The organism is Shewanella sp. UCD-KL12 (assembly GCF_001957125.1).
In the GTDB taxonomy this organism is placed as follows: Bacteria; Pseudomonadota; Gammaproteobacteria; order Enterobacterales; family Shewanellaceae; genus Shewanella.
This window is the reverse complement of record NZ_MPHJ01000001.1, coordinates 156,626-175,432: the sequence shown is the minus strand read 5'-3', so window position 1 is coordinate 175,432 and position 18,807 is coordinate 156,626. Positions and strand designations below refer to the sequence as shown.

The 18,807-nt window shown below is 43.5% G+C and carries 15 protein-coding genes; 2 read left to right on the top strand and 13 right to left on the bottom strand.

Annotation, left to right across the window (positions count from 1 at the left end; genetic code table 11):
- Positions 1-140: 140 nt before the first annotated feature.
- From BM736_RS00810 to BM736_RS00800, 3 genes are all read right to left on the bottom strand, one after another.
- Positions 141-830, bottom strand: a complete 690-nt coding sequence (locus BM736_RS00810; protein WP_143562289.1) for a hypothetical protein — start codon at positions 828-830, stop codon at positions 141-143.
- Between the two features lie 95 nt (positions 831-925).
- Entirely contained in the window at positions 926-1,390 is a 465-nt protein-coding gene (locus BM736_RS00805) for a hypothetical protein (protein WP_076407577.1), read from the bottom strand.
- A 1,051-nt stretch (positions 1,391-2,441) separates the two neighbouring features.
- Entirely contained in the window at positions 2,442-3,422 is a 981-nt protein-coding gene (locus BM736_RS00800; protein WP_076407575.1) for a transposase, read from the bottom strand.
- Between the two features lie 132 nt (positions 3,423-3,554).
- Here BM736_RS00800 and BM736_RS00795 point away from each other — a divergent pair, with 132 nt between their 5' ends.
- Entirely contained in the window at positions 3,555-3,818 is a 264-nt protein-coding gene (locus tag BM736_RS00795) for a hypothetical protein (RefSeq protein WP_143562287.1), read from the top strand.
- A 105-nt stretch (positions 3,819-3,923) separates the two neighbouring features.
- Here the strand turns inward: BM736_RS00795 and BM736_RS00790 are convergent, their stop codons facing one another.
- The 9 genes from BM736_RS00790 to BM736_RS00750 all read right to left on the bottom strand — a co-directional run bounded on the left by BM736_RS00790 (position 3,924) and on the right by BM736_RS00750 (position 15,272).
- Positions 3,924-6,041: a methyl-accepting chemotaxis protein gene (locus BM736_RS00790; RefSeq protein WP_076407569.1), complete on the bottom strand. Its 2,118-nt coding sequence runs from the start codon at positions 6,039-6,041 to the stop codon at positions 3,924-3,926.
- Between the two features lie 231 nt (positions 6,042-6,272).
- Positions 6,273-7,559, bottom strand: coding sequence for an FAD-binding oxidoreductase (locus BM736_RS00785; RefSeq protein ID WP_076407567.1), 1,287 nt, complete (start codon positions 7,557-7,559; stop codon positions 6,273-6,275).
- A gap of 113 nt (positions 7,560-7,672) precedes the next feature.
- On the bottom strand, positions 7,673-8,488 hold the full coding sequence (locus tag BM736_RS00780) for an ABC transporter permease subunit (RefSeq protein ID WP_076409772.1): 816 nt from the start codon (positions 8,486-8,488) through the stop codon (positions 7,673-7,675).
- Between the two features lie 8 nt (positions 8,489-8,496).
- On the bottom strand, positions 8,497-9,402 hold the full coding sequence (locus BM736_RS00775) for an ABC transporter permease subunit (RefSeq protein WP_076407564.1): 906 nt from the start codon (positions 9,400-9,402) through the stop codon (positions 8,497-8,499).
- 9 nt (positions 9,403-9,411) lie between these two features.
- The gene (gene potA / locus BM736_RS00770) at positions 9,412-10,548 is read right to left on the bottom strand and encodes a polyamine ABC transporter ATP-binding protein (RefSeq protein ID WP_076407562.1); all 1,137 of its coding nucleotides are present in this window, start codon (positions 10,546-10,548) and stop codon (positions 9,412-9,414) included.
- Positions 10,549-10,657: 109 nt separating this feature from the next.
- Complete coding sequence (locus BM736_RS00765) at positions 10,658-11,758, bottom strand: polyamine ABC transporter substrate-binding protein (protein WP_076407560.1); 1,101 nt, start codon at positions 11,756-11,758, stop codon at positions 10,658-10,660.
- Between the two features lie 250 nt (positions 11,759-12,008).
- The gene (locus BM736_RS00760; protein ID WP_076407558.1) at positions 12,009-13,358 is read right to left on the bottom strand and encodes a glutamine synthetase family protein; all 1,350 of its coding nucleotides are present in this window, start codon (positions 13,356-13,358) and stop codon (positions 12,009-12,011) included.
- Between the two features lie 3 nt (positions 13,359-13,361).
- Positions 13,362-14,123 (bottom strand): gamma-glutamyl-gamma-aminobutyrate hydrolase family protein, encoded by a 762-nt coding sequence (locus tag BM736_RS00755; RefSeq protein WP_076407556.1) that lies wholly within the window; start codon positions 14,121-14,123, stop codon positions 13,362-13,364.
- A gap of 600 nt (positions 14,124-14,723) precedes the next feature.
- A complete protein-coding gene (locus BM736_RS00750; protein ID WP_076407554.1) occupies positions 14,724-15,272 on the bottom strand; it encodes a cupin domain-containing protein in 549 nt (182 codons plus the stop codon).
- A 255-nt stretch (positions 15,273-15,527) separates the two neighbouring features.
- Here BM736_RS00750 and BM736_RS00745 point away from each other — a divergent pair, with 255 nt between their 5' ends.
- Positions 15,528-16,835, top strand: coding sequence for an FAD-binding oxidoreductase (locus tag BM736_RS00745; RefSeq protein WP_076407552.1), 1,308 nt, complete (start codon positions 15,528-15,530; stop codon positions 16,833-16,835).
- Positions 16,836-17,757: 922 nt separating this feature from the next.
- Here BM736_RS00745 and BM736_RS00735 read toward each other — a convergent pair.
- Complete coding sequence (locus tag BM736_RS00735; RefSeq protein WP_076407548.1) at positions 17,758-18,726, bottom strand: DUF2971 domain-containing protein; 969 nt, start codon at positions 18,724-18,726, stop codon at positions 17,758-17,760.
- Positions 18,727-18,807: the final 81 nt, after the last annotated feature.

Genomic DNA, 18,807 nt, shown 5'->3' with positions numbered 1-18,807 from the left:
TATAATAAGAAAAATTTAGATATTAGAACTTTTAATCAGTTCGCCGAAACATCATAAAACCCACTAAATTTCAATGTTAGAGTGATAATCAAATGGATAGCTATAATTATTAAGAAATCTAAGAATAACGCTCCATTAGGTCACTTATTATCAAAGCCTATTATCTCTTTAAATTCACCATCCAAGAGTGGCAAAATAGTATGAATAGCTCCAATTGAGGAATTCCACATTTCTGGAACTTTCGGATTAACACGATAGTTACCACTCTCATCTTTTAAAGCTAAATTAGAATAGTTCATTGAAATAAATGATGAAAGCTGCGTAACTCGACTCATCAAATCACAACATTGAGAAGAAAGGTATAATTTATGACGTCCATAAAAATTACTTAAATCATTCACTGAATCCTTCAAAGCACCTACCATAGCTTGCTCTTCATCCGTTAATGTATGAACGCCATAAACATACTCCCACGACTCATATGTTTTATATTCTTTTTCATATTTCTCTTTAATTTCTCGACACTGTAATTGAAGTGTAAGTGTATCTCTGCACCTATTGACTTCGTAAAGTTTATTGTATAGCTGTGCAATTATCTCTGCTTGTTTTTCATGTAACCTCGTAAACCTAACTGTATGCTCGGTTTCGAGCTTTTTGAATTCGCTTTTCAACGACTCTAGTTTTTCGGCATGCTTGGAAACTTCAGCTTGCATGAGCCTGCTAGCCCATACCTTTCCAAGCCAAGAAGATAAAGAAAAAATAATCAAGCTTGCACCACCTACCGCACCTATTACAGCAAAAGCTACTTCATATATATTTGATATGCTCATAAAGTTCTCTAGTGACCTAAAGCTGCAATAAAATGCGAGCGTTAGCGAGTCCAGTCCACGTAACTTGTTTTTGTGGATGATTATTCAGTGCCTTGCTAAAACCAGTCATCAGATACACGAAGGTCTTTGTTAGCAGAAGCAACGACTGTTTTAAGACATTTATCCGCAACTGCAAGATAGCTATTAAGATGCTCAAAGTATGTGTGGTGACTTTCGTTTTTTAGGTCCATAAACTCTTTGAGAGCGACATTTACATCTTTTGAAAAAAGAAACACCCCGCTGTCAGCTGCCTTCCTTATTTTGTGATAGCTATCATCCCAAAACATACCTAGCTCAGCCTCATACTCATCACTTAACTCTCGTGATTCTATTTCTGCTTTGTATTTCCGATCATAGTAGTGAGTCAAATCAGACAGCGCCTCAATGACCGATTGGTATGCCGCCACGCGAAGTTCCCACCATTTTTTATTTCGGTGACCACGGGTAGCTATGTACGCCGAGAATAAACCAGATATTATTCCGACTGAGCCTAGCTTTAATAATTCGCTAATAGTGTCCATGCTCACCTAGTTATCACAGCTTATTGAAGGGATAGCTCAATAAATTTGGCTGTTTGAATTATTGAGCTACCATCACATTTTACAATTGCTATCTTATTGATGTAAAGAGATTAAATCCATATAAAATAAAAGAAAAGGTAAGCATGGTGAAGTGAAACAACAGCTCTAACAAGGGTATGGCGTACAATCTTATTCGTGAGTTAGAAATTGGGCTATCGCTGGTCAACCCAAACTGTTGAATACAACAGTAGATATTGTATCTGCCAACTTCTTTCAACAACCTCCTCGGTCATTGGCTTTGTACATCAACCTCATTTCATAGCTTTAGGGTTTTACATAGGAGCTTTCTAGAAGTGGGACTGAACAGACCACAAAATAGGGAGCCCATAGAACTCCCTGAACCACAGCTAGTTCTTACACCCATTTTTATCACAGGTGATCTTGCTATGCGAGTCAACCCAGTGAAATAACGAAGACACCCATAATTATTTCTATTTCGTCGCTTCTAATCTTTGCATAAGACTCATTGGATGGATTTATCATCCCCTTAGATAAATAGTTATTTTATCAATGACATTTCTGACTATCTGTAAAATATCGGCTATTTAGTTGAAGTCTGGACACACAGTAATAACGAAGACACCCATAATTATTTCTATTTCGTCGCTTCTAATCTTTGCATAAGACTCATTGGATGGATTTCTTATCCCCTTAGATAAATAGTTATTTTATCAATGACATTTCTGACTATCTGTAATAAAAAATAACGAAGACACCCATAATTGAAATAACGAAGACACCCATAATTGAAATAACGAAGACACCCATAATTGAAATAACGAAGACACCCATAATTATTTCTATTTCGTCGCTTCTAATCTTTGCATAAGACTCATTGGATGGATTTCTCATCCCCTTAGATAAATAGTTATTTTATCAATGACATTTCTGACTATCTGTAAAATATCGGCTATTTAGTTGAAGTCTGGACACACAGAAAAGCCAAGCTGCTGCTTGGTTAGTGATAAAGTATCGTAATTTTTAGCTTCTGTTATGCGATATCAAGCCATCGATGGCAGTTCGCTGCCCCTTGCCTTCGCTTGCGCTCTAAATGTTCGCAATACCTATCCAGTTCTTGAAGTGTCCCTACGGGGCCTTTAAATAGCTTCGTAAACTCACAGCTCAGTTTCAGCCAGTTTTCTTGAGGGATATTGAGTCTGTCCAATAATTGTTGTGAGCTTTGGCTAATCGCTCCACGCTTATCATCTCTTATGATGCGCCCTGTATCATCTACAAGTTGTAGGTAATCCTTGGGATTAAACATCAGACCTTTAGGCATATCTCTACGTTCGTTTCCAACAAATGGCAACAATGTTGGAGGCTGCTCACCTTTCATGGCTGCATTGATGCGTTTTTGAATGCTGGTAAAATCTGAAGTATCTGGTGTCTTGGCGACTTTGGCTCGAACAGGATTTAGGTCAACGTAAGCCATACAGGCTAATACCGCGGTTTCATCGAGTAGCGCTTGAGACTTGAACCTTCCCTCCCAAAATCTGCCTTTACACTTATCCTCTGCATTGGCTTTTCTGGCTATCGGCTCATTCAGGGCGCGCATAAACCACGAGATATCAATCAGCCTTAATCGGTACTCTTTTACCCGCTTATTGATGATGGTTTGTTGATAAGACTCAAGCATTTCGCCTTTAACGAAGTCGTGATTCAAGCTGTCGCCTTTGAACAGCTTTTGCCATTGAGTTACTACGTCTATATCCGACCAGCACTTAACTAACTCAGCATCCACCCGTAACACTAAATGTAGATGATTACTCATCACGGCATAAGCACAGATATCAATAGCGAACACTGAAGCTAACTCTAACAGCCGACTCTCAACCCAATCACGCCTATGTTCAAAAGATTGTCCTGTATACCTATCAACCCCACACAAGAACGCCTTTCTTACACAACGACTTATGCAATGATAATAGGGCGTATCCTCTAAGCTCACTAACGCTTTTCTTGGTGTGGGCATAACCCCCTCCTCAACTACTTTTATTTAAGCTTAGTTAAGCAATCTCTCTCTGACTATTTTGGGTGTCTTAGTTGTGTTAGTGCCATTCAACTTTACCCTTTGGCTGGTTTAGGCTTAACCGTTGAAGATGATATGGGGTATACAGTCCCCGCCTCATTCGGCTTGGTTGGCATGTACAGTAAAATAGAGCTTAATGACGCAATCTGGCTGAACTATAACCCCATGTATACGACACAACTGGGAGGTGATGATCGACTCGATGACGCTTTTGGTCTTACACATGAAGCTGCAATTAGCTATCAGATAACACCAACAAAGAATATTCGTGCATTTTGGAATTGGGGGGAGACCTTAGAAGGGACAGACTTTCGTATTGAGATGAATATCCAGTTCTAAACTGAGTATGACATCAAGAGACAAACAGAAACTTAAACATAAGCTTAGCAGTATTTAGAGAGGGGGATACCTCCCCTCTCATGCACAATCAGCATCATTTTAGCGTTAAGTCTTCAGCCTATCGAGCTGTTCATGTTGTTGCTGTACCAATCCCGCTAAATTGTTACTGCTGTCTAGTGCCTCATCGGCAAGCCTTGCTAGCTCAGAAGCTGAGTCTGAGATACCAGTAATATTCTTATTGACCTCTTCAGTCACCGCGCTTTGCTGCTCTGCTGCAGTGGCAATATGAGTCACCTGACTGGATACCTCGTCAATCTGCCCTACTATGGCATTAATCGATACTAAGGCCTCTTCTGTTTGCTGAACGGCTAATAGTGCCTTTTCGGCGCCACTTTCAATAATACCTGAAGCACTACTCACTTCTGATTGCAGTGCATTAATCAACTGGGTGATGTCGTCGGTCGATGTTTGAGTTTTTGAGGCTAACGCTCTGACCTCATCAGCCACTACAGCAAAGCCTCTGCCCTGCTCACCTGCCCGTGCAGCCTCAATAGCCGCATTAAGCGCTAACAGATTAGTCTGTTCAGCGATTGAACGAATAACTTCGACTATGGTACTAATATTGTTACTGCTATCAGAGACCTTACCAACAGCCTCCTTTGCCAGCAGAGATTCACTAGACATCGTCGTGACATGCTCCATGGCTGTCGTTAGCCCCTGCTCACTTTGCTTAACGTTATCAGACATAGCTTCGGTTTCAGCTGCTGTCTGTTCTGAAGCTTTAGCTACCTGCAACGCAGTAGCACTCATCTGATTGACAGCGGTAACCACACTCTCTATCTCACTGTACTGACCATTTACACTATCTCTAGTTTGCTGTGCAATTTGTGCCGTTGAAGCGCTCACTTGCTGAGATTGTCCCGCTAACCCTTTTAGCTCAATAATGAGTGACTTGAGCTTACTCAAAAATGCATTAAAACCATTGCCTAAAGCGATAAGCTCAGCATGAGACTCAACCTCAATTGATTGAGTCAGATCGCCCTCGGCACTTGCCAAACTCTCAACTCGAACTTGAATCTTCTTTAACGGAGATATGATGCTACGTATCACCACCCAGATGCTAAAAACTGCGATGATAGAAACAAGGATACCTAAGGTCAGCTGCAAACTCCCAAGGGACTGCGCCATCGCCATCATATCCTCTTTTAAGACCATAGCACTTTTATACGCTTGCTCTTTGGGCACCTCAATAAGCAGAGACCAAGTACTATCAGCAAGAGGAATGTATATGGGGTGAGCTACCACTATCGCTGTATCATTTTCAAAATAGCGGCTAGCCTTATGTAAATTTTGCAGTTCATTGGCCAAACTGGCATCAACAGCTTCTTTGAAGGGTCGAGCTAATTTATTGTAATGACTCGCTGCGACGATCAGCCCCTTGGTACTAAGCAAGGTCACCTTTGCTTCGCCGCCATATAAGTTATTCGATAGCTCTTTAATCAGATCCTGAAAAACAGGCAGATTGATATCAACGCCAACAAGACCAGTAAATGATGAGTCTTTGATCACTGGCACGGTCAGCGAGGTCATTAACGCGTTGTTGCCCGGCATAATCTCATAAAGATACGGCTCCATTAAACAGGGTCTTTTACTATCTCGACTACATAGGTACCACTCAGCCTCTCTAAGGCCGAATTCATTTAAAGTGGCAATATACTTTTCATCGGCATCGGTCACCGCCTCCTGCTCAACACTGCCATCATCATTTCTAATGAAATACAGCTCCAGGCTGCCCACTTCGGGAACGCTGTGCTCATAGCCTGACACAAATGAACTGTCATTACCGTCAAAACCATTAGGTTCAAACTGAGCGTACATGGAGGATAATTGGCTGCTTTTCTTAAGAATAGCCGCAATGCTCGACTCGACACTTTCACGGCTTAATAGCTCGCCGCCAGACATCTCCTCTAACTGCCCAGCAAAGGCGAAAGGGATCCGATAAGCCTCATTGATAAAGCCTGCGATCCTCTCACCATATTCACCAGCCCTAGCGGCTAACTTTGCTTTTGTCTCAAGGTGAATAGCTTCTTGAACCTCATCAGATACCGCTGCATTTTTATCTGTTAAGGCCCACCATAAAGAGATAGATAAGATGGCCACAGTTGCTAAAAATAACGCTGATGTGATCCACAAAAGCTTAGTGCTAATTGCCATTGTTTTCATTAGGTTCTCCAGTTCCCTTAAGCCTAATATAAGGACTACCTTTAAAAATAGCATTCACGGGGAAGAGTGCCATTGAATCAATGGCATTTGATCAAATTGATTAAGTTGAGGTAAATCTGTCGCTGTTTACAATACAAAGTGTCAGCTGCAATAAAAGTGTGAGCAATAACTGGGGGAGTTACTACTCACACTAGGCACTCTTAGCAAACTAAGCACTAAGCACTAAGCAAATTAAACGCCTAGCTTATCCCTCATGGTGTAATACCAAGCGCCGATGGCACTAAAAGGTACTTGGAGTATGTGCCCGCCAGGAAACGGGTAATGTGGCAAGCTAGCAAACGCATCAAAACGCGTCGCCTGACCATGGATAGCATCGGCTAAAATCTTGCCAGCCAGATGGGTATAAGTCACTCCATGACCACTACAGCCTTGAGAGTAATAGATATTATCGCCAATACGGCCAACTTGCGGTAAACGAGACAGCGTCAGTAAAAAGTTGCCCGTCCACGTATAATCTATCTTCACATCTTCAAGCTGTGGAAATGTTTGCAGCATCTTAGGTCTAATAATCGCTTCTATATCGGCAGGGTCGCGTGCACCATAGACAACACCGCCCCCATAGATGAGTCGTTTATCCCCAGACAATCTGAAGTAATCCAATAGGTAATTGCAATCCTCTACACAGTAATCTTGAGGCAGTAGTTGATTGGCAAGCTCATCACCCAGTGGCTCAGTGGTGATCACCTGAGTGCCACAGGGCATAGACTTAGCTTGTAACTCGGGCATCAAACCATTGAGGTATGCATTACCTGCCACCACAACAAACTTAGCCTTCACAGACCCCTTCTCTGTGTAAACTTTAGGATTATCTCCCTGTTCAACCTTAACTACCGCCGAATCCTCAAAGATCTGCCCGCCTAGTGATTCAACAGCTTTGGCCTCACCGAGTGCAAGGTTTAAAGGATGGATATGGCCACCACTTTTATCTAAGAGCCCGCCGACATAGCGTTTAGAATCAACCACACCCTCGATGTCATTACCATCTAAAAGCTCTAGGTGACCCATATGACCATGCTTCTCCCACAAAGACTTTTGAGCTTCAAGATGCTTCATCTGCTTTGGGTTAATAGCAGCAAATACACCGCCATCTTTAAGGTCACAATCGATATTATGCTTGGCGATTAAACTCTTGATAATTCGGGAACCTTCAAACGCCATCTCACCAAATAGTTTACCGTTTTGCTTACCTACCGTTTTTTCTATGGAGTCAATATCTCGGCTGAAGCTATTCACTATCTGGCCACCATTTCGCCCCGACGCTCCCCAGCCAACGCGGGCAGCTTCTAAGATGGTCACACTAAAGCCGAGCTCTAGCAGGTGCAGTGCCGTCGATAGACCGGTATAACCAGCCCCTATAATGCAGACATCACTATCAATATCCTGCGTGAGTTGAGAACGCTCTACTTTGTCGTTTGCAGAGGCTGCATAATAAGATTCCGCATGAGGTACACTCGCCATAACGCTACCCTACCTTTATATTCATTTTTCTTGTTTTCAATACTGGATTTAAGCGCGATCCCGCGCCGACAATTTACACCTGCAGCCAAGACTTTTAGGCTGCAGGATTCAGCCTACATGGCCGGCGGTAAACTTTTCCTATCGCTTCGTCTTGCAAAATACCAAGAGATAAATGCAATCAGAGACACGGTAAGAATGATCAAGGTCGCCAAAGCATTTATCTTAGGCGAGACCCCCATACGTACTGAGGAGAACACCACCATAGGTAACGTCGTGGCGCCAGGTCCAGATGCAAAACTGGCTATCACTAAGTCATCTAACGACAGACTAAATGACAGTAACCAACCCGCCATCAGCGAGGGTGAGATCATAGGAACTGTAATATAGAAAAAGGTCTTTAAAGGCGTTGCACCTAAGTCTTGCGCCGCCTCCTCAACAGACTGGTCTATCTCACGTAACCTTGCCGATACCACCACAGCCACATAAGCTGCACAGAAGGTCGAGTGGGCAATCCATATCGTCAACATGCCGCGCTCAGCAGGCCAACCAAACAGATCGGCCATATGTACAAACAGCAATAATAGCGACAAACCAGTGATCACCTCTGGCATAACCAGTGGTGCAGTGATCATGTTTGACAGGGTTAGCTTGCCCCAAGAGCGTCTAAAGCGAGTCATCACAAATGCCGCCATAGTGCCCAAAATCACCGCCATACTCGATGCAAAAAATGCCACCTTTAAACTGGTCCAAACCGCATCTAAGATCTGCTTATCTCGAAACAGCTCGCCATACCACTTAGGTGAGAATCCCCCCCATACGGTTACTAGCTTAGACTCATTAAATGAGTAGATAACTAAGATAAACATAGGGGCATAAAGGAAAAACATCCCCGCCCACAGCATGATGGTCGAAAAACGTAAACTCTTTATCCGGCTACTCATGCGTCTTTCTCCATACTTCTTGATTGGTATCTATGGAACAAGGTAATAGGAATGATCAATAGGCCTAACATCACAATGGCAAGGGCTGAAGCCACTGGCCAATCTCGGTTATTGAAGAACTCCTGCCATAACACTTTACCTATCATCAAGGAATCTGGGCCACCAAGGAGCTCAGGAATAACAAACTCACCCACCACAGGAATGAAAACCAACATAGAGCCTGCGATAACCCCACCTTTAGACAAAGGCAGTGTCACTTTCCAGAAGGTATTTAAGCTACGCGAACCTAAGTCTGATGCTGCTTCCAACAAGCTGCCATCAAGCTGAGACAGCGTTGCATACAGCGGCAATATCATAAATGGCAGGTAGGTATAGATGATGCCGATATACACAGCAAAATTGGTATTGAGCATCTGTATTGGCTCGGAGATAACCCCAAGCCACATGAGTACATTATTGATCACGCCATTATTACTCAGTATGCCCATCCAGGCGTATACCCGAATTAGAAATGAGGTCCAAGATGGCAACATCACTAAGAGTATCAACACGGTTTGATGCTGCTTTGGGGCTCTTGCGATGGCATAAGCCATTGGATAACCAATCAACAAACACCCAGCCGTAGTAATACAAGCCATCTTCAGCGAACCTAAGTAGGCATTTAGGTAGAGGGAGTCATCGAAGATCAATAGGTAATTACCTAAGTTCAGCATGATCTGTAGCGACTCATCTGCATAGGTATAAAGAGATTCGTAAGGTGGAATAGCAATCGCAGCAGAGGATAAACTTATCTTAAGCACGATAGCGAAGGGGAGTGCGAAGAAGAGCAGTAACCAGAAATAGGGAACACCTATTGTCCAGCATTGTCCTTTGGGTAGTCTAAACGTTAATGGCTTTTTCATGTTGCCCCCTTAGGATCTGAGGACCACACCACTGGTGGCCTCCCAGCTGATGAATACCTTATCTTCCCAAGTTGGAGGGTCTGAACGCCTATCTCTATTGGTCATCACAGATTGGATAACCTGATCGTTATTGAGACGAATATAATAGACAGAAATTCCACCTAAATAGGCGATATCTTCAACCACACCACTGCACCAGTTATACTCGGCCTCAGGTTGCTCTCGGGTGATCCTGGCTTTTTCAGGCCTCACTGCAAGCCAGACACTTTTATCTTCAACATTCGTCGATACGCCATGGCCAATATAGAAGTCTTGTGGCAGGTTCGGTGAGCGAATAATGGCATGATCAAACTTATCCACCACTATGCTGCCTTCAAACAAGTTAACAGAGCCAATAAACTCAGCGACCATTCGACTTGTTGGGCTCTCATAAATATCCATCGGTGTGCCAGTTTGCGCTATCCAGCCATCATTCATAATGGAGATCCGCTCGGCCATGGTCATCGCCTCTTCCTGATCGTGAGTCACCATCACACAGGTCACCCCAACCGCCTCTAGAATATCGACCACCTCTAGCTGCATCTGAGTACGTAGTTTCTTATCCAATGCACCCATTGGCTCATCGAGTAGTAGCAGCTTAGGGCGCTTTGCAAGGGATCTTGCCAGTGCGACACGTTGACGCTGACCACCAGAGAGTTGATTCGGTTTACGTTTGGCATACTCTTCCATATGCACCAACTTAAGCATCTCTTTGACACGCTGCGCTATCTCATCTTTTGGCAATTTGTCTTGCTGAAGACCAAATGCGATGTTTTTCTCTACCGTCATATGCGGAAATAGGGCATAGGACTGAAACATCATATTGATGGGACGTTCATGGGGTGGCATGTCGGTGATATCGACGCCATCGAGATAGATGCGCCCTTCTGAAGGCTTCTCAAAACCTGCTAGCATACGGAGCAAGGTCGACTTGCCAGACCCCGAACCGCCAAGCAGAGCAAAAATCTCCCCTTTATTGATATTCAGTGACACATCATCGACGGCACGAACATCATCGAATAACTTACTCACCCGCTCAATCTTAAGCAGGATCTCTCCTTGCGTCTTTGTTGTTGGTTTATTAGCGACGCCTGCGGTGTTAACCATATTACTTCTCCACAAAAGGCTGTGAATATCACCGCCTAGAGCAATACAAAACTAAGTGACAAAAAGATTTAGACAAAAAAGGGCAAGCCATGCTTGCCCTTAATACTGCTTAGTAGCCCGATTTCACCTTGGTCCACACGCGAGTCATTGAGCGCTGTGCCTTCAGAGGGCGCACTTCACCCACATAGAGACGTTTAAGCACCTCTTCGGTCGGGTAGATTGAAGAATCAGTACGTATCTCTTCATCGACAAACTCTTGTGCCGGAACATTTGGATTTGCGTAAGCCACATAGTTAGTGATTGGTGCAATCACATCAGGACGCAATAGGTAGTTTATGAAGGTATGAGCATTCTTCACATTGGCGGCATCAGCAGGAACAGCTAACATATCGAACCATAAGTTAGCGCCCTCTTTAGGGATTGAATAGCCAATCACTTGACCATTTTCCGCCTCTTCGGCACGAGCCGCAGCCTGGAAGATATCTCCCGAGTAACCAAAGGCGACACAGATATCACCATTTGCGAGATCGGTTATGTAACGAGATGAGTGGAAGTACGTAATATGAGGACGAACCTTAGCTAGTACCTCTCCCGCTTTCTTGTAATCATCAGCCTTAGTGCTGTTTGGATCTAGCCCTAAATAGATCATCGCCATCGGCAACATCTCATCGGCAGAATCTAATAGCGCTATGCCACATGACGCCAGTTTCTCAGCATTCTTTGGGTTGAAAATCAGCTCCAACGAATCAATTGGCGCATCTTCGCCCAATGCCGCTTTTACTTTAGCTTCGTTATAACCAATGCCATTGGTGCCCCAAAGATAAGGAACTGAGTACTGGTTTCCAGGATCGGCCGTCTCAAGTTGCTGCATCAACTCTGAATTCAAGTTCTTATGATTTGGCAATTGATTGGAATCTAGCTTTTGAAATGCGCCCGCCTTAATCTGTTTAGCAAGAAAACTGTTTGACGGTACCACGATGTCATAACCAGAGCGACCCGAGAGCAGCTTAGCCTCAACGACTTCGTTGCTGTCAAAAACATCATATACAACGCGGATCCCTGTCTCTTTTTCAAAGTTAGCTAAGGTGTCTTCTGCTATATAATCAGACCAGTTATAGACCCGAACAACCTCTTCAGCTATGACACTCGTGCTTGCCAGCACACCTGCACCCAGTATGGCTAATGTGGTCATCTTCTTTAAAAGCTTCATGCTATCTCCTTGATTTAGCGTAGCAGTAACCTAAAGGCTACTGTCTGTCATTGTTTACCGGTCAAACCGGCTTTAATTTTTATTGTTAACCAATGCTACACCTGACAACTGCATCGGCAGTTTTGACTGCTCTACTGCTAACCTATGCCCATCTTCTGACAAAGGTGATTCTCTTTATTTCCTCAAAATTTGAGTGCTTCCCCATCAAGCACTCATGCAAACTGGATCTGTTTAGATACGAGCTAAACCATTAAACTGTCAGTAACAGGAACTCACGTTCCCATGAACTGATCACACGCTTATAACTGGCAAGATCCGCCTGCTTCACCGCGATATAACCTGTGGTAAATGCTTCGCCTAGGTATTCACGGCACGCGGTACTTTCAGACATAACCGCTAAGGCTTCTTCCAGTGTCAGCGGCAGACTAATACTCTGACGACTCTCGTTAGCACGCCCCTGTACTGGCGTTGACGGTTTAACATCATCGACCATGCCGATATACCCGGCTAACAAGCTACCAGCAATGCCCAGGTAACTGTTTGCATCGGCGCCCGCTATACGGTTTTCAATTCGTAGGTTTTGTGGTGAAGACTCTGGAATACGCAGTCCACAAGTGCGGTTCTCTTCGCCCCACTCAAGGTTGATTGGCGCAGAGGTACCAGGCAGAAAACGTCTAAATGAGTTCACTGTTGGTGCCAGTAAAGGCAATAGCTCAGGGATAAACTTCTGCAGGCCACCAATATAGCTATAAAACAGCGGGCCTTTAGTGCCGTCCTCCAGTGAGAAGATATTTTCACCGGTTTTGGCGTCAACAATGCTTTGGTGTAAGTGCATAGCACTACCCGGTTCATCAGCAACAGGTTTAGCCATAAACGTCGCACACACATTATGCTTAAGCGCGGCTTCACGAAGGGTGCGTTTAAATACAAACACCTGATCTGCCAGAGATAACGCATCACCATGACTGAAGTTAATCTCCATCTGGGCTGTGCCCTCTTCATGGATCAAGGTATCGATATCTAACCCTTGGATCTCACACCAGTCATACATATCTTCAAATAGCGGGTCATACTCGTTAGCCGCATCGATAGAGAAAGACTGCCTGCCTGACTCTTGACGCCCGCTACGACCAACTGGCGGAATAAGCGCTTGATCAGGATCTTCATTTCGACGTGTCAGATAAAACTCCATCTCTGGTGCGACAACAGGCTTCCAGCCTTTATCTTCGTAGAGCTTGAGTACTTTCTTGAGTACGTTTCGTGGAGAGAGTTCGATTGGGTTACCCATCTTGTCATAGGTATCATGGATAACTTGCGCTGTCGCTTCTATGGTCCATGGCAGTTTAAACACCGCATCCTCATCAGGCACGCAGATAAAGTCGATATCGGCTTTATCTAATAGGGCGTCATAGGGCTCATCTTCAACATAATCACCCGTCACCGTTTGCAGCAGAACACTTTCAGGCATTCTCATGCCCTTCTCATCGATAAACTTATCGACAGGCGCTATCTTGCCACGAGCAATCCCCGTCATGTCACTGATCACACATTCCACTTCGGTAATTTTATGTTCTTTTAAATATGCTGTTAACTTCTTCATTTTTTATCTCGTTCGGCTGTTTGCACGGCGTTCACACGCATCACTAAAGGCTTTAAAAATCGAGGTGTAAAAAGGGTTTTCTAACACCTTCCACTCAGGATGCCACTGCACGCCCAGTGCAAAATTCTTTGCGTCTTTAATAGAGAATGCCTCTATTAATCCATCTGGAGCATATGCTTCTGGCCGTAACCCAACACCTAGACGGTCTACGCCTTGGGTATGCACAGAGTTCACCTGTGCAGAGCTACGGCCCCATGCCTCGTGGAGCAGTCCCCCAGGCTCTATCTTGACCTCGTGTGACAAACCGTATTGCACATCAACTGATTGAGTTTTATCTTCTCTGTGCTCTAAAAAGCCGCCCACCTCATGAAGCTTTTGGTGCAAGCTGCCGCCAAAGACAACATTCATCTCCTGAAAACCACGACAGATAGCCAACACAGGAATACCAGCATCGATAGCCGCTTTAAGGAGAGGAAGCGTAGTCGCGTCACGTTTTGGATCATGATGAGAGCCAGGCTCGCTTGGCGCACCTTGAAAATGATGCGGTTCGATATTTGAAGGGGAACCCGTAAAAAGAATGCCATCGAGGCGAGGTAAAATAAGCTCTGCTGGACAATGGCCCAATGCTGGAATAACCAAAGGCCACGCCTTAGTCGCATCAGCAATGCTGAGCAGGTATTTTTCACCAACTATATTGAATGGATGTAAGCCTAAATCCTGATTGCACGCTGTCACCCCAATGACAGCAAGCCCTGCATCCGACATAAATCACCTTTATTGTTATATTTTTGATTTTATCTTTACCACGCGCTTTAACATACGAACATAAACTAAGCGCGTGTTCAGTTTTTCAAACACTACACGGAAAATAGTGAACAGGCAAGAGGCGAAATGAATACAATTTGAAATGAAGTAAAATTAAAATTTAAAATGATAGATAACAGAAACTTAAAACATTAGCCAATAGTCGAACTCTATTAGCAACATGGCTTTTTACAGTTTAACCATTGAAAATGATTGACTTAAGCGGAGAGATTTAGATCACATATATGGCAGGCTATTGACCATTATTATTTACATCAAAACAGCAGTTAATTGAAGATTGGCTTAAACTGCCAAGCTAAATGGCTTAATGCCCTACACCTTAGAGAGATAAGCACGAGCAAGAGGCGCCTGAAGCATATGATTGAGGGGGAAAGTCACTCATTAAAAGCAAGGTTTAGCGGTTATTCAGGGCTGAAAACAAAAATGGACCTATGCAGGGCATACGTCCATCTATCTTTCGCTAATTTAGGTATATATAAGCTTGATTGGGCTTAGCTTAAACATTCTAAGCTTAGGTATTCTTAGCTTAGGGCTTTAGCATTAGAAATTAGCTGGAGTCGTCGCACTCACGATGCGGCACTCCTCATCGAAAGGGTTTCTAAACCTATGGGGAGATTCACTGTTAAAGTAATAACTATCGCCCTCCTCAAGGATAAATATCTCTTCGCCAACCGTAAGCTCCAACTTTCCATGAATGACCATAGCAGCCTCTTCACCTTCATGCTTAAGCATCTCAACGCCCGTATCAGAGCCTGGGGGATAGGTCTCACTCATGACTGACATGGCACGGTTTGGATAATCTCGCCCCACCAGCTTGTAATCTAAGTTACCATCACCGATATCAAGCAGCTCATCACTGCGATAAACAATTTTAGCCTCACTTTCGCCCGAATCTTCCATCGCGAAAAAGTCAACGAGAGACATAGGTAAGCCAGATAGGACTTTTTTCAATGAACTTACCGACGGGCTGACACTATTTTTCTCGATCATAGAGATAGTGCTATTGGTCACTCCAGCTCTTTTTGCAAGTTCACGTTGCGACAGACCTTTTACTTTACGGACCGCCTTAAGGCTAGCTCCAATATCCAAATTGCATATCTCCTGTAAGAATATACGTAATTGCTATTAATCGATCAGAATTGTGTACAAATTAATCTACATACTAATTTGTATCAAACAAAAAAGCATGTTAAATATAAACAACACTTGTTAATTATATAGCACTCGAACCCAAATGCAAAAGCATACTGTGCTAACAAGCAATAATTCTCAAGGTGTAATAGATATAACTAATAACCTAATTAGCCTGCTGTAGGCGAATAATAACAAATATCTGGAGATATGATGCAAGCTAAGCGCCCCGTTCACAGCGACCAATACCCCCCATCATACTATTTTGATACGGCAAAAGAGCTGTATCAACACCCACAACTCGAGGAGTCAATCTCTGTAGACGTTTGTATCGTTGGTGGCGGGTTTAGCGGCATAAACACCGCCATTGAATTAGCTCAAAAAGGCTTTTCAGTGGCGTTATTGGAAGCTAAGCGTATCGGTTGGGGGGCATCTGGTCGCAATGGTGGCGAGCTTATCCGTGGTATTGGCCATAATATTGAACAGTTTAAGAATGTCATCGGCGAAGAGGGTGTTCAGGCAATCAATCAGATGGGGTTTGAAGCCGTCGACATTGTCAGGCAAAGAGTTAAAGAGCATAACATCGATTGTAACTTGCAGATGGGCTATTGCGACTTAGCCATTAAGCCCCGCCATATGACAGAGCTGCAAGAGGATTATGATGACCTGCTATCTCAAGGGCGAGGTGATGGTTTTACGCTTCTTGAAAAGCAAGATATCAAGCAGGTCATAGGCTCAGATTGCTATGCCGGCGCCTTAGTCGATATGAACAGTGGTCATCTTCATCCACTCAACCTAGCGTTAGGTGAGGCTCGAGTCGCGCGCATGCTTGGGGTAAAAATGTATGAGTACAGCGCTGCTGAAAAGATTATCAAAGGGGATAAACCTAGAGTACTTACAGCAAAAGGTGAAGTTAACTGCCAGTATTTAGTCTTAACGGGTAATGCTTATATCGGTCATGAATTAGAGAGTTATGTTGGTGGAAAAGTCCTACCCGCTGGCAGCTACCTACTCGCCACTGAGCCGTTAACTGACGAGCAGTGCAAAGATATCATCCCGCAAAACATGGCGTTTGCCGATCTACGTATCGACTTGGACTATTTCCACCTATCTGAAGATAACCGCCTACTCTTTGGGGGCCTATGTACTTACTCAGGTAAAGACCCTAAAGACATTGAAGCCGCACTGAGACCCAACCTTGAGAAGGTTTTCCCACAATTAAAGGGCGTTAAAATCGACTTTGAATGGGGCGGCATGATTGGTATAGGCGCCAACCGACTGCCTCAGATAGGCAGACTGCCCGATTGCCCTAATATCCTCTACGCCCAAGCTTATGCGGGCCATGGCGTTAACGCCACCCATATGGCGGCTAAGCTGATCGCCGAAGCGCTGACCGCACAGGCTGAGCGCTTCGATATCTTCGATAAAGTGCAGCATATGACCTTCCCCGGCGGACCCACGTTTAGATCGCCGATGCTCGCGGCGGGAATGCTTTACCATCGTTTTTTGGATATTTTTTAGAAAATATCTTTTAAACTTTTTGGTTTCATTCAATGGTTTTGGTACTTGGTGAGTTTGATGAGTACCAAAGCTTCATTGGTGTTTATCACCTGCCGTGGGTGCTGTATAAGGATATACGAATGTCGTGAAGACATGGATGCCTATAAACGACCTTAAGTGCAAACACTTCTGTGACTCGCTAGCTCCTGATTTCATAAGAGCCCATCCATGGGCGCTCTGCGACATCATCTGACCTACATGGACGTAGGGAATGCCGAAAAATATATGGAATATTTTTGGCCTTGCTGTCGAAGGTCACTGCCGCGTTCACACCTGATGATTTATTTCTTCTATCTAGACTTATTGGTAGGTAAGTTGTTTTTTAGACAAAAGCCGCTTTGGGTAGCTCATACAGCCAAAAGCAAACAATCTAACTTCAATAAAATGCAGCTCATCTGCCAGCAAGTTCAATGTAGCGCCTGGCATGTTTTTGGACAAAATCGAGCTAGTTTACATCTAACATCTAAGCAATCATCGTCATCCCAGCAATGCTTTTGGGCTGGGATCCAGAGCCTTTAAGCTTGAAACTATTAGGTTGTATTGTAGTTGCAGAGCACCTGCTCTGTGTCTTTGCAAGACGCGCAAGTACGTCCGTGTAAGCTCCGCGAAAAAATCCTTTTTTTCGAAGCTTGCACGCCCCAAATCAGATACCCTGCTAGCAAGTATATCGTAGCTTGTAACTCATTAATGGACATAAATGATTTAGAGCTAAAAATCTTGGAGTAATGAATCTCATTAGGGAAAATATGGCAAACGGATATGCGGTAACGCCCAGCTCAACTGCGTAGCGAACTGGCGATTTTTGTGTGGTTTTCGCACAAAAAGTGACAGTTTGCGGAGTCAGGTTGCAGCTGCTTGTTATACCATCTTTCCGACTTCACAATCATGTCCTTAAGGGAATATCTGATACTGTAATTTTAGAAACAGGGTCTTCTATTCCTGCCTCGTTCATCGAGATACAAAAAGCATCATATACAGCCAGTGGGTATTGAGTTGGGCCAATCAAAACTTTATCAATTAGTTCATGAAGACCTAAACCTGTGATCTCAAGTTCATCATCATTTTCTAACGGAATTTTATAAACTACCTGCGGAACACCCGATATAGTTTCAACAGAACTTTGTATCCATCCATTTGGATTAGTCATTTGTGGTAGATGAATAATTCTCCATTCCTGCTCTTCTTTAAACCCAGGGTGTTTTAGGCATACAGCTAAAATTATTAAAGAAACTATTGTAGTGCCGACAACAGCTTGTTTATCTAGTGATTTCAAATAATCAATATTATCTTCGATTGAAGAGATAATATTTAAAAGCTCATTTTCAAGATCTTCATATGTGAAATACGCTGCAGGACTTAGAATTAATCCAATATTTTTATTCGATTTTGGCGGGTTATTAAGGACAAGAGCTGCTTTGGCAGGCTGCTCACCATATGCACGCCACATAGAAAGTCTTCCATGCAAGTCTTCTGACTCTGGATGTACAGATATCGAAGCAATGAAGGTGTCATTCTGAATTTTGTTCCACCATTCATCAAATTGATTCAGTACTTCTTCAGCAATACCTGCTTCATAATCGTCAAGTGCAGCTATAAACCTTTGTCTATGTTCTTTGGTATTAAAAAATTTCACCAGCTGTTGATGACCAAATGAAATCTCCATGTAATCATTCATACACCTAGGGCTTCTCATCCATAAGGTCTTTGAATTTAAAATATTAATTGCATTTTCTGCAGATGTATAATGTACAAACTTATTATTTGCACTAGCGTGATTTTCTTTACCTTTAGCCATATGCGGCATAAAGATTTTCTCTAACTTTTCTATATTATCTGGGTTTTCTAAATCCATCTAAAATTCACTCTTGGTATAACGCCCTGCTAATAAGTGAACCATGTGCTGGCGGGCGATTTGCTCAGCAAATGGCATGCC